The 13194-nt window shown below is 43.8% G+C and carries 10 protein-coding genes and 1 pseudogene; all 11 read left to right on the top strand.

The features are described from left to right. Positions 1–38 precede the first annotated feature (38 nt). The 11 genes and pseudogenes from ABNK31_RS02435 to ABNK31_RS02385 all read left to right on the top strand — a co-directional run bounded on the left by ABNK31_RS02435 (position 39) and on the right by ABNK31_RS02385 (position 13189). Positions 39–1058 carry a FecCD family ABC transporter permease gene (locus tag ABNK31_RS02435; RefSeq protein ID WP_418894151.1) on the top strand — a complete coding sequence of 340 codons (1020 nt, stop codon included), beginning with the start codon at positions 39–41 and terminating at the stop codon, positions 1056–1058. Then, positions 1055–1909 (top strand): ABC transporter ATP-binding protein, encoded by an 855-nt coding sequence (locus ABNK31_RS02430; RefSeq protein WP_418894150.1) that lies wholly within the window; start codon positions 1055–1057, stop codon positions 1907–1909. Before ABNK31_RS02435 ends, ABNK31_RS02430 begins: the two co-directional genes overlap by 4 nt. 128 nt (positions 1910–2037) lie before the next feature. After that, positions 2038–2238, top strand: a complete 201-nt coding sequence (locus ABNK31_RS02425) for a type II toxin-antitoxin system VapB family antitoxin (RefSeq protein ID WP_418894149.1) — start codon at positions 2038–2040, stop codon at positions 2236–2238. Then, complete coding sequence (locus ABNK31_RS02420; RefSeq protein WP_418894148.1) at positions 2235–2588, top strand: PIN domain-containing protein; 354 nt, start codon at positions 2235–2237, stop codon at positions 2586–2588. The genes ABNK31_RS02425 and ABNK31_RS02420 overlap by 4 nt, the downstream gene beginning before the upstream one ends. A gap of 58 nt (positions 2589–2646) precedes the next feature. Continuing rightward, a pseudogene (locus ABNK31_RS02415) lies at positions 2647–2862 on the top strand (helix-turn-helix transcriptional regulator); the annotation flags it as partial. Between the two features lie 273 nt (positions 2863–3135). Continuing rightward, positions 3136–3732 (top strand): RNA polymerase sigma factor, encoded by a 597-nt coding sequence (locus ABNK31_RS02410; RefSeq protein WP_418894147.1) that lies wholly within the window; start codon positions 3136–3138, stop codon positions 3730–3732. After that, positions 3729–4928, top strand: a complete 1200-nt coding sequence (locus tag ABNK31_RS02405; RefSeq protein WP_321579719.1) for a FecR family protein — start codon at positions 3729–3731, stop codon at positions 4926–4928. Before ABNK31_RS02410 ends, ABNK31_RS02405 begins: the two co-directional genes overlap by 4 nt. A 63-nt stretch (positions 4929–4991) precedes the next feature. Further along, the gene (locus ABNK31_RS02400; RefSeq protein ID WP_418894146.1) at positions 4992–8372 is read left to right on the top strand and encodes a TonB-dependent receptor; all 3381 of its coding nucleotides are present in this window, start codon (positions 4992–4994) and stop codon (positions 8370–8372) included. Positions 8373–8433: 61 nt separating this feature from the next. Beyond that, positions 8434–10305 (top strand): RagB/SusD family nutrient uptake outer membrane protein, encoded by a 1872-nt coding sequence (locus tag ABNK31_RS02395; RefSeq protein ID WP_418894145.1) that lies wholly within the window; start codon positions 8434–8436, stop codon positions 10303–10305. An 18-nt stretch (positions 10306–10323) separates the two neighbouring features. Continuing rightward, entirely contained in the window at positions 10324–11940 is a 1617-nt protein-coding gene (locus ABNK31_RS02390; RefSeq protein ID WP_418894144.1) for a right-handed parallel beta-helix repeat-containing protein, read from the top strand. A gap of 13 nt (positions 11941–11953) precedes the next feature. Next, entirely contained in the window at positions 11954–13189 is a 1236-nt protein-coding gene (locus tag ABNK31_RS02385; protein ID WP_418894143.1) for a DUF5000 domain-containing lipoprotein, read from the top strand. Positions 13190–13194: the final 5 nt, after the last annotated feature.

Here is a 13194-nt window from a genome sequence, read left to right as displayed (position 1 = left end):
GTCATGGAGATCGCTTCCGGTAAAACAAGGATATAAAAATGCAGCAAGAACAAGGACGGTGGGCGATATATGTGCTTTTATTACTGGCGGCTTTGACCGGCGCGGCTCTATTGTCGCTGGGGATGGGCGAAATATCCATTCCTTTTGCCGATATCCCCCGCCTACTCGCCGACAAAGAAAGCACTGAGTATGGCGTGTTGGCCTATATCCGTATTCCGCGCACCTTGCTCGGCTTTGCCATCGGCGGAAGCCTGAGCCTTGCCGGAGCCATTCTGCAAGGCATTTACCGCAATCCGCTCGTCGAACCGTATACACTGGGTATTTCCGGCGGGGCTTCACTGGGCGTTACGTTTGCCATTGTGTCAGGCTTGCGCCTGCTCAACGTCCTGTTCCTCCCGCTGGCGGGATTCATCGGCGCCTTTGCAACCATCTTCCTGGTCTATACGCTCAGCTTGGGAAAAGGCGGCTTGAGCGTCAACCGGATGCTCCTTATCGGCGTAATGATCAGCTTTATTTCTTCCTCGCTGATGATGTTCCTGATGTCCGTGACTTCGGCCGAAAACATCCACGGCATCGTCTTCTGGATCATGGGCTCGCTCAACGAATCGAACAGCACGATGATCACGTTGATGGTTGTGCTTTCGGTGTTCTGCCTGCTCGTGTCGTATCTGTTCGTAATGCCCCTCAATGCCCTCCGGTTAGGCGAAGAAAAAGCCCGCCATTTAGGGTTCAACGCCAACGGCGTCATCCGTATCCTGTTCATCATCACCTCGCTCCTGACAGGCGCCTGCATATCGGTGGCGGGCATCATCGGTTTCGTGGGACTGGTCATTCCTCACATCGTCCGCCTTTGGGTGGGAACCGATTACCGGATATTATTAATCGCATCCTTCCTTAGCGGCAGCACGTTTCTGATCTTATGCGATGTACTGGCACGAACCATCATCGCACCTAACGAACTGCCTATCGGCGTGATTACCGGCATTGTGGGCGGCGTGGCATTTATTCTGTTGTTGAATAACACGAAACGGAAAGAACTAAAGGCAAGAAACGTTTGAACATACATCATACTTCACACATCATACTTTTTTATATGTCTTCTTTTCTCGATATACAAAACCTCTCTTGCGGATATGGCAACGGCTTCCGGACACACGACATCCGGCTGACGCTTGCCGAAGGATCGTTTGCCGGCATTATCGGCCCCAACGGATCGGGGAAAACCACCCTTTTCAGAGGAATATCCGGTTCTTTGCCGTTGAAAACAGGCCGCATCCTGCTTGAAGGGGAAGACCTGTCGACACTTTCCTGGCGCGAAAAAGCGCAAAAACTCGCCATCGTATCGCAGTTCTCGCAAATCGCCGACCTTACTGTGGAGGAATACGTATTGATGGGGCGGCTCCCTTTCCGGCGGCAGTTTCAGTTTTTCGACCGCAAAGAGGATATCGAGATCGCGCATCATTATATGCAACTTACCAACACCTACCGGCTGCGCCACAAGTCGATGGAGGAATTGAGCGGGGGTGAACAGCAAATGGCAAACATCGCCTCCGCCCTCTCGCAACACCCGCGATTGCTGCTGCTCGACGAACCGACCTCACACCTCGACATCACCCATCAAATGCAGTTCTTGAACCTGATACAACGCATGAACGAAGAAATGAAGCTGACCGTGATGATGATCGTGCACGACCTTTCGCTCGCGGCCGAATATTGCGATTTCCTGCTGATGATGAAAGACGGAACGACCTATTGCCAGGGCCTCCCCGAAGAGGTGCTTACTTACGAACATATCGAACACGTATATAACACGGTCGTCATTGTGAAAACCAATCCGGTATCGGGTAAGCCGGTCGTCTTCCCCGTCTCCGAACGGCGCCTGCGCGACGGCAATCAAGAGAAACCATAACCGGAAGCATCGACCGGTGTAACGCTCACGCTCATAAGTAATAATTATAAACAAATTCTTATTCCATGCGTTTGGATATGGACAAAAATTCATGTAATTTTGCAGGAAACTACTAAATTGCATTGTTTATGGAAACAAATTTGCCAATAGATAATATACTATTAAAAAAGGCGCATTCCATTGGAGGTCTAAAAACGCAAAAGGATACGGTGGAATTGGCGTTGGAAGAGTTTATTACAAAACGGGAAACGGAAAAAGTGATAAAAATGTTCCATACGGTCGATTACGCTTCCGATTATGACTATAAAAAATTGCGTGACCGAAAATGAGAGATGTATTGGTCGATACGTCCGTATGGTCTTTAGCTTTCAGGCGTAGCAAGCTCGGTGAAAGAGAATTTGCTGTAGCCAATGAGTTGGCATCATTAATACGAGAATTACGAATTGCTATCATCGGGCCTGTCAGACAGGAGTTATTGTCTGGAATTTCCGATCCGAATGTATTTGAGAACTTACGGAGGAGAATGACTGTTTTTACAGATTATGGGATTCAAACAGCAGATTTTGAATTAGCAGCCGAATATTCAAACCTTTGTAGAAAGAATGGTATACAAGGGTCACATACTGACTTTCTGATATGTGCAGTCGCCGCAAAAAAACAGATGGAAGATATTTACTGAAGATCATGATTTTCTAAGCTATCAGAAATATTTGCCAATTACACTGTATGAGTTTTAGATGGAAGAAATGCTTGACAAAGTGATAGGGGTAGAAGGAACTCACGAACGGGATGCATACGATACAGAAGTAAATTCTTTCCTAATAGGGGAATCCATTAAGCAGGCAAGACAATCTAAAAACCTTACACAGGAAGAACCAGGCAAGCTGATAGGAGTACAACGGGCACAAATCTCGCGGATTGAGAATGGGAAAAACCGTACTTTTTTAATAATCATATCATAGCCCGACATCTATAAGCCCCGGCCATTGCCCTTTTCGTCATTGCGAATCCGATCCGCAATCGCCCTTATTATCCTTATATCACCAAAATCAAGCACATTTGCATTTTTAACAATTAAATTGAATACTATTTCCCTATATTTTTCCCTTATATATAAAAACAAAAAAACAGAAATTTGTAAATACCGTAAAAGATGGAGCCTTTAGATGAATAATCTGTATACTGAATATTAAATTTTATACAGCATGTAATATTGGATAAACATCATGGAGATAGATTTGAAGAAAAAGGAAGACCGTATAATCCGATCCGGTCAAGATGCGACGTTTGATGGAAACGGAGATTTACTGGCGTTTATGTATCGAACATACGCGGACGACCTCTATGCGTACGGCCTGTCGATTCATTCCGATATCGGCATCATAGAAGATGCTATTCATGATGTGTTTATCGATGTGTATACAAAGGAGAAGCGGTTTGCAGGCATCTCCAACTTAAAACACTATTTACGAACGGCATTCCGTCACCGGCTCTTATTTTTATTACAGGGAAATAAACGCTTTGTGGAGATTTTAAATGATACGACAGAGTTATTAGCCGAAAAAAACAGCCAGGAACTTTGGATCGAGAATGAAGAGGAAAACGATAAAAAAAAACGAGTCAACTGCTTGTTATCAGGCCTGACCCGCCATCAACGGGAAGCCGTTCACTTGCGTTTTATCGACGGGCTATCTTATGATGAGATATCGGAAATTATGCAAATCAATTATCAATCGGTGAAGACTTTAATACACAGAGCGGTTTTAAGGATTCGAAATAATGATACTTCATCTTCGTCTTACTCGGATAAAAATAAAAAATGAAAACAGATTATAGCCACTATAAAGATATTGATTTCCTCGATGATGATTTTTTCATTGAATCGATGATCTCCCCCACTACGGAGAGCAAACTTTTCTGGTCGGAGCTTATTGACCGGAAGGAGATCGATATCAATGAATATATTTCCGCCAATATGTTATTGGACACCATACGGAAAAGCCGGCGCGAGATACCACAGGAGCGGAAAGACCGGCTGTGGAAACGAATCGAAACAACGCGAAATTCGCCGGACAAGAAACAGAAAGCAATACACCGGTATAAATATCTCGCTATTGCAGCTTGTAGTGCCGTTATCATAGGATTATCCATCACCTTTCTGTTGGAGAGGAAAAACGTGTCCGATAGTTCGGATATCGACTATGCCCAATTTCAAGCGCTTCATCAACCGCAAAATCAGAAGGAAATACGCATCGTTACGGAAGACAGTCAATTGGAAATTGATGGCAAAGAAGCCGATATAAAATACGACAGCACGGGATCATTCACCGTTAACAGTGAAGCGGTAAGTACCGGAACAACACTCCCTTCGGTTGCGAAAGTTTCTTATAACCAGCTATCCGTACCGTATGCAAAACGGGCCTTCTTAACGCTTGCCGACGGGACTTCATTGTGGGTAAATGCCGGCACTTCGGTGATCTATCCGGCTACTTTTCCCGAAAATAAAAGGGAGATTTATGTAGACGGGGAAGTATACGCCGAAGTACAACGGGATCAAAGTCGGCCTTTCGTGGTGAAAACAGATAAACTGGAGATTCAGGTGCTCGGCACTTCTTTCAATTTGTCGGCTTACAAAGATGACGCCTTTAAAAGAGTGGTCTTAGTGAACGGAGCGGTCGATGTTAAGCAGAACGGCGTAAACACCCGATTAGTCCCCAATCAGGCATATACCTATACTCAAAATGGGATCAGCGTAGAAACAGTCGATACGGAGATATACACTTCGTGGCGTGACGGCATTTATATATTTCAGAATGAGCCTATCGAGAACATTCTTCAACAGTTGGCACGTTATTACAATGTGACCATGATCTTTCCCTCGGAACCATCCCGAATACTGTGCTCGGGTAAACTGGAGTTGAAAGACGACCTCTCCCGTTTACTCAACAACCTGTCTCAAATCGCGTCGTTTAATTTCGGCGTAAAGGACAACGAATACAGAATACAGTTTAATCAATAATTTCAGATTCAATATTTAAAAATCCGAACTTAAGTTTAATTCATTCATTTATTTAATAAAATCATGAAGCAAATAAAATTCAAATTCAGGCGAAAAAAAATTCAGGTTATTCTTATGATCTGTTGCCTGCAATTATTTACTCCGGGGCGTTCAATTGCGCAGCCAATTACCATTCATCAGGCCGATAAGTCGGTAAGGGAGATTATTCGTATTATCGAGAAGACCAGCGATATGGTTTTTTTCTATAACAACGATGACATTGATCTCAATCGGAAAGTCAGTCTAAACGTCAATGATCAGCCAATTGAAAAAGTCCTTGATCTGTTGTTCGGAAATACGCAAACAACCTACAGGATCGACGGCCGGCAGGTGTATATCATGAAAAAGCAGGCAAAGGAGGAGAGAGTGGTACAACAACAGAAAAAAGCCATCACCGTAAAAGGTAAAGTCACCGACGAAAAAGGCGAATCCCTGCCCGGTGCCACAGTTATTATTGTCGGGTCCACAAAAGGAGTCATTACCGATGTCGATGGAGTTTATTCTATTGAAGTAAGCCCCACCGATGAACTGGAATTTACCTACATCGGTATGGAGCCCCAAAAAGTAAAAGTGAACAATGACACCACATTAAATATTATCCTGAAAGAAAAAGTTGATGAATTGGAAGAGATAACGGTGGTTGGTTTCGGACGCCAGAAAAAAGAGAGTGTAGTAGCGGCCATCACAACAGTCAAGGGTGAAGAATTACGCGTCCCCACACGGAGTTTATCAACCAGCTTAGCGGGACAGTTCTCCGGTTTAATTTCCGTGCAGCGTTCGGGGGAACCGGGATACGACAACGCCGAGTTCTGGATCCGCGGTGTCAGTTCCTTTGCCGGCGGTACGAACCCGTTGGTGCTTGTCGATGGCGTGCCGCGAGAGATGAACGATATTGAACCGGATGAGATAGAGACGTTTACTTTGTTGAAAGACGCTTCCGCCACATCCATCTACGGCTCCGAAGGCGCCAACGGCGTTGTATTGATTACCTCCAAAAGGGGGAGAGAGCAAAAACCCTCCATCTCTTACCGGGGAGAGGTAGGCGTATTGACGCCCATACGTATACCCCGCTTCGCCAATTCGTATGATTTCCTCACGCTCTACAACGAGAGACTGACAAATGATGGAGACGCTAAATACATTGACGATGTCGAACTGGAAAAATACAGAACCGGAGAAGACCCCGATTTATATCCGAGCGTTGACTGGTGGGGAACTTTGATGGCAAAACACACATCCAATACGCGGCACACGTTGAATTTCAGGGGCGGCGGTGAAAGGATGCGGTATTTTGTTTCGGGCGCTTATTTCGCAGAAAGCGGCTTATTTAAACAGAACAACGAATACAACAACAACGCGGGGTTGAAACGATATAACCTCCGCAGCAACATCGATATAAATGTCACCCCGACCACATTCCTGCGCGTAGACCTGAGCGGGCAGTATTTAACCACCAACTATCCGAGCAGTAGTACATCTGGTTTATTGAGTAATTTTGTACAAGTCCCTCCGCATGTTATACCCGCTGTCTATTCGGACGGCACCTTATCTCGCAGCAGTGACACTTGGGTACAACCATATAACGAGTTGATGGAAAGCGGGTATAGGAAAGAATGGAGGACTGGCCTTCAATCCAAAGTGGAACTGGAGCAGAAATTGGACTTTGTTACTCCCGGATTGAAAGTGAAAGGGGCGGTCAGTTACGATTCGAATTCTATATATTATATGACGAGGTCAAAAACGCCCGCGGCCTATTACGCGGAAGGAAGACTTCCCAACGGGAATTTGATCTTTAATCAAATTACGAATGAAACGCCTTTTGGTACGCCGACAACCTCCAATTCCGGCAATAAAAACATATATATAGAAGGGTCTCTGAATTATGACCGCGCTTTCGATAAACATGCCGTAACGGGGATGTTACTTTATTACCAGAAGGACAGGCAATTGCATAATAACGCTCTGGCTTTCCGGAAACAGGCATGGATAGGAAGGGCTACCTACGCATTCGACAACCGCTACCTGTTGGAAGGCAGTTTCGGGATCACCGGCAGCGAGCAGTTCGCAAAAGGGTACCGTTACGGTATCTTTCCGGCCGTGGGATTGGGTTGGAATATAACCAACGAGCCTTTCTTCCCTGAGAATTGGTTAAATACGCTCTCTTCCTTAAAACTGCGGGCGTCTGTAGGAAAAACGGGGAACGACAATACCGGGGGAGACCGGTTTTTATACAAACCCTCTTTCAATGACGACTCCGGGTATAGCTGGGGTATAGGAAGCACCGGGACATTGAACAACGTTGGCGGCATTATTGAAGGGCGTTTCGAATCCCCGTCCCTCTCCTGGGAAATAGAGATGAAACGGAATTATGGTATCGACCTTATGCTCTTCAATGGGAAAGCGGACCTGCAGGTCGATTATTTCGACAATCTGAGGACAAATATATTGATGCAACGGAAAACGATCTCCGGCGCCGCGGGATTCAGACAGGCGCCTTGGCAAAACTTCGGTAAGGTTAGCAACAAAGGGGTGGACGCCGCTTTTAACGTCCACCAGATCATAGGCGACTGGCGACTGTCTTTGAAAGGGAACTTCACTTTCGCCAGGAACAAGATCCTTGAATACGACGAAATTCCCCAATCCTATCCGTGGATGGCGGTTACCGGAACACGCCTTTTCGGTTTAAAAGGGCTAGCGGTAGACCGGTTATACAGGGAGGATGATTTTAACATTTTGGTAGATGCCAATGGAAATAAAACCTATACGTTGCGGGAAGGCGTAGTCCATTCCGAGATGCTGCCCAATCCGATGCCGGGCGATATCCTGTACGTAGACCAAAACGGCGACGGTGTGGTAGATACAAACTATGATGCGGTACAGGATTATGTCCATCCTACCGTACCAGAAATTATGTACGGTTTTGGAATAAATGCAACTTATAAAGGGATTTATGTCAGCCTGTTTTTTCAGGGTGCCGGCAATACATCCCTTAATCTGAACAATCAGCCACATCTCTTTCAACCTTTCTCTGAAGCCATTTATAATTCGAGCGTAAGGCAGGAAATAATCGAGAGCCGCTGGACAGAGGCCAACCCGTCGCAAGATGTGTTTTTCCCCCGGATAAGTTTTAAAAATAAAACAAATACCAACTCGACACTCAACAGCTGGTTTTTCCGTGACGCATCGTATTTACGATTAAAAACGGTTGAACTGGGATACACTATTCCTGAAAAAATGGCAGCAAAAGTTCTTATGAAACAAGCCCGGATTTATGTGATGGGACAAAACGTTGCTTTGTTGTATGACAAGGTAAAAATGTTTGACCCGGAATTGGGAAACAGCGGCGCCGGCGCACGGTATCCGCTCACAGCTACATGGTCGGCAGGATTGGAATTAACGTTCTGAAATATATGCCGTATTTTATTGATTTATAAAATCCTTTTCAACAACTGTAAAAACGAACAAAATGAAATATCTGAAATATCTTATAACCGCTATTCTTTTTGTCGGATTCGCTCTAACGTCCTGTGAAGACTATCTGGATGTATCCGACGAATTAGCGGAAGAACGATCACTTGAAAAAATTTTCTCAAACCCGCAAGACGTAAGAAAGTGGCACCGGGTTATATACAAAGGCATTCCGAATACGATGAATTTCTACTGGGTAAGTTCAGTATGGGATACAGGGATGGGAAATCCCTGGACCAATTTAGCGGATGAGTTGATACCCATACATATAGATCAATATCCATACACAAGGTCGTTGAGTCCGGCCGATCGCCCATTGTTTTACGGGCGCTGGCACTTGTATCGGCTAATCCGTCAGGCAAATATTTTTTTGGAGAATGCAAAAGAAATCCCCAAAACAGGAGATGCCGACTATATAGGCCTGCTTGAAGTTGAAGAATTAAAAGCGCAAGCGCGTTTTTTAAGAGCCTATTACCATTACCTACTCTTCGAGTTATACGGTCCAGTCCCTATTATGGATAAGTCGGTAGACCCGGCCGATCCGGATTTGGATTTTGCCCGGAATTCGGTGGATGAGGTCGTTAATTTCATCTATAATGAGTTGACAGACATTGCTGAAGACCTGAAAGATCCGAATTATGACGAGCCAAATTATCTGGCAGTTCCTACCAAAGGTACGGCATTGGCCGTCAGGGCGCGGCTGATGGTGTACGCGGCGTCTCCCCTCTTTAACGGTAACTACGCGGAAGCCTTGCAGCTTACCAATAAAGACGGAAAACGGTTATTCCCGGATAAGGACGATACAAAATGGCGGAAAGCGTTGGACGCTTGCCAGTCGTTTATTGACTATGCCAATGCCGGGCATTATGAATTGCATAAGGAATATACCAACGGGGTTTACGACCCTTATAAGAGTATATATGAAGTCCACATGAAATTCAACAAAGAGATCATCTTAGCCCGATCGGATCCTCAAAGTGTTTTTGTTGGACAAGTCGGAGAAATTGACCATTATACTATTCCCCGCGGCGTAAGAGGAGGTACCTCAAGTACCGGAGGAGGCGGTGTACTGCAAGAATTGGTGGACGATTATTTTATGAGCGACGGACTATCCATCGAAGAATCCCCGCTTTACAGGGAAACGGGGTTTTCTACCGCCGGAGAAGATTTAACAGGAAGGACTGAAGTGGGAACATATCGCATGTATATTAACAGGGAACCGCGTTTTTATCAGCATATTTTTTACAACGGTAGGAAATGGCACATTGGGGGCGAACAGATTTGGTACAACAAAGGTGGCAACTCCGATAATACCGGGTATGCGCCCCGTTCCGGCGCTTCGTTATATAAACGGTTAAGCCAACGGGTTTACCGACAGTCTCCTCATCCATTTACTGAATACCGGCCAATCATGATTTTCCGTCTGGCTGAATTTTATTTGTTGTATGCGGAAACACTGAATGAGGTAAATCCGAATGATCCAAGGATTATAGAATACGTGGACAAAGTACGCGAACGCGCCGGTATTCCACTCTTGTCAGCCATAAATCCGCAGATAAAAGGAAACCAAGAAGCGCAACGAAAAGCGATCAAGGCCGAGATGAGGATAGAGTTGGCGACGGAAGGACAGCGCTATTTTGATGTGAAACGCTGGATGATAGCGGAAAACAAACCCGGAGAAGGAGGACTTGGCGGTAACTTCACCGGCATGGATATGGAAGCCAATACATTGGAGGGTTTTTACAAACGCACCGTTATACAAAACAGAGTGTTTGAACGCAAGGAATATCTTGCTCCATTACCGCAAGAAGAGATCCAAAAATCACGGTTACTGGTTCAAAATCCGGGATATACAACTATTGATGAATAATTCAAAAAAGTAGTAACAATGACACAAAAAATATATTTATCCGTTTTCCTCTTTTTTGCTATAATTTTTATCTCTTGCAGTAAAGATAATGGGACGGAAAATCCGCCTGATAAACCTCCTATAACAGAAATTGACGTACTGACGTTTAAGAAATCGTCAAATAGCGATCAGGAAATGATACAGAAAGCCGTTGACTACGCGGCCGCTAACAAGATAGGGACGGTTACCATACCCGATGGAGAATATATGGTTGATGCGACATATACGACAAAGGGAATTGTATTGAAAGACAACATTCACCTTAAGTTGGCAGACAACGCAGTGTTGAAAGCGATTCCAAGTACAGATGAACGCTATGCTGTTATTAGAGTACAGAATGTAGGCAATGTGAAAATTTCAGGCGGCAAGATTATCGGGGAGCGCTACCAACACACGGGGACGAGTGGTGAGTGGGGTTATGGAATAGATTTGCATACCGCCGTAAACGTTGATATCCGCAACATTACAATAACGGATTGCTGGGGAGATGGTATTTTGATCGCTCTGAATTCAAAAAAGGTGTCTGTAACGAATGTTATTTGCGATAATAATCGTCGCCAAGGGATGTCTGTAGTAGGTGTTGATGGACTTTTAGTGAAAAACTCAATATTTTCAAACACGAACGGTACCGCTCCTGAAGCCGGTATAGACCTGGAACCGAGTTGGAAAATGGAAAATGTACAAAATGTATGGATTGACAGTTGTACATTTAAAAATAATGCAGGGTTAGGGCTACACATATACGGTGAATTCAACTTTGTCACCAATATTAAAGTGACCAATTGCATAGTGGACAACAATCCAATTGGCGTTTCTTTACGTTTTCCAGATGTCAACAACGTGGAATTATCCAATATAAAAATTTCCAATAGTTCAATACAGGGATTACGCGTTTTCGAAGGCTCGAAAGATGTAAAAATGTCTAAGATAACGATTACGGAATCTGCCAGAAATGCCGTTACCATATCGGATGCAGCAAATGTGGAAATGGCTGATTTTAAGGTTAATGGATTTACTACGAATGGAATATTAGTTGATAAATCAAGCAATGTGAAGATAAGTACCTCAGATTTCCAAACAACCAACGTTGCAGCCGTTATAGCCAACCTAAAAAACTCGAAAACAATAGATATGTCAAGAATAAATATAACAGGAGGTAAGACAGGAATTTCGAGTTTAAAGAATGAAGCATTAGTGCTTTCGGAAAACACTTTGGATAAACAGTCGGAAACGGGGCTATACTTGAACGATACACATGCAGCGGTTGTACGCGAAAACCATTTTAAGAACATAGCGCAAACTCCGATAAACGTGTATAATTCCAATGGCAATAAAATATCTAAAAACATATTTATTAACAACTGTTTTCACACAGATAATACTTATGCACAGATATATTTCGACGGGAGCAGTCAGAACAATGAATTTAATAATAATGCAGTTTCAAAAGGTGCTACCGCCAATAGAGCTGCGTATGGAATTTGGCTAAGATCGGCAACACAAGGCAACATGATTTTAAATAACACTATTTCGCCAGAATCATACCGTAAAGCCCAAATTAAAGACGATAGCGGAAAAAATCAAATTAACAAATAAGAACGAGATGATTATGAAGACAAATATTTTAACGACGCTAAAATGCCTTGCGTTTTTATTCGTAACACTATGTATTTATACGTCTTGTAGCCCCGATGAAGAAGACACAAGCAAAATTCCTAATCCCTTAACCAATGTTAGTGCTGAGAACACAAAAGGTGGTGCTGTGTTTTTCTATGACACGCCTCAGGAAAATGAGGTAATACTCGTTACGGCAGAATACCCGATAGACAACGGTGCAACAAAGATTGAGCGTTTCGATATAACCAAATACAGTTCTTCGTTGACCTTGACCGGCCTTTCTACGCAAAAAAGAAAAGTGGAGTTATATACCACAAACAAACACGGCAACCGGTCGGCAGGCGTGGAAGTAGAAGTAGAGCCTCTCCTGTCTTCATCTGTCGAATATCTGAATAAAATAATGGCAAGCGTTTCAATAGCGCCGGTTGTCAACGGAATTACAATAAGTTTCTCCAACAACAGCGAATCGAAAGAGGTGTTTTTCAATATATCCTATAAAGATATTGCCGGCAATTGGTATGAATATAACGTAAAGCCATCCGCCAACGAACAGGAAGGTATTATCACCTTGGAAAATCTTCCGTATGCCGAGTTCAGTATTTATTTAAGCGACTCCGATGAAGAAAGATCCGAAGCAAAATTGTTAAGTGTAACGCCTGTTATAGAAGAAGTCCTAATCACAGATAAATGGGTTGAATACGCTCTTCCAGGTGATAACAGCGAAGGCTTTAAGGATACTCAATGGGGAACCTATCTTCCCTTAAAAAACTTATGGGATGGTATAAAGTTGCATAGTGGCGGGGACGGACGATTTGAAAATTTGGGAGGAGATTTCCCCCAATCATACACCATAGACTTAGGGGCCAACCAAGAACTGAAACTAAGCAGAATAATAATTTATAGTCTTGCTAATTATAAAGCTAATACTTACGGAAATTATAATCCAAAGGTAATAGAAGTTTACGTTTCCAATGATCCGGCAACGGATGGAAGCTGGGAGAGTTGGACGAAGTTAGCGGAGTGTGTATCGGTAAAACCTTCGGGCAGTCCAATAGGAACGGTAACTGACAGCGATTTCGAATATATCCGTAAAGGAGAATCCTTTAAGTTAACCATTACTCAGGAATCATATCGTTATATCCGGTTAAAAGTTATTGAGACATGGGGAGGTGTATCTCCGCATGTTGTCAGATTGGATGAAATAGAATTATGGGGTATTAGCAAATAATTTAT

It is taken from the genome of Limibacterium fermenti (assembly GCF_041902845.1).
Taxonomy (GTDB): domain Bacteria; phylum Bacteroidota; class Bacteroidia; order Bacteroidales; family Dysgonomonadaceae; genus Limibacterium; species Limibacterium fermenti.
Note: the sequence above shows the minus strand (reverse complement) of the source record. Positions and strands in the feature narration are given on the sequence as shown.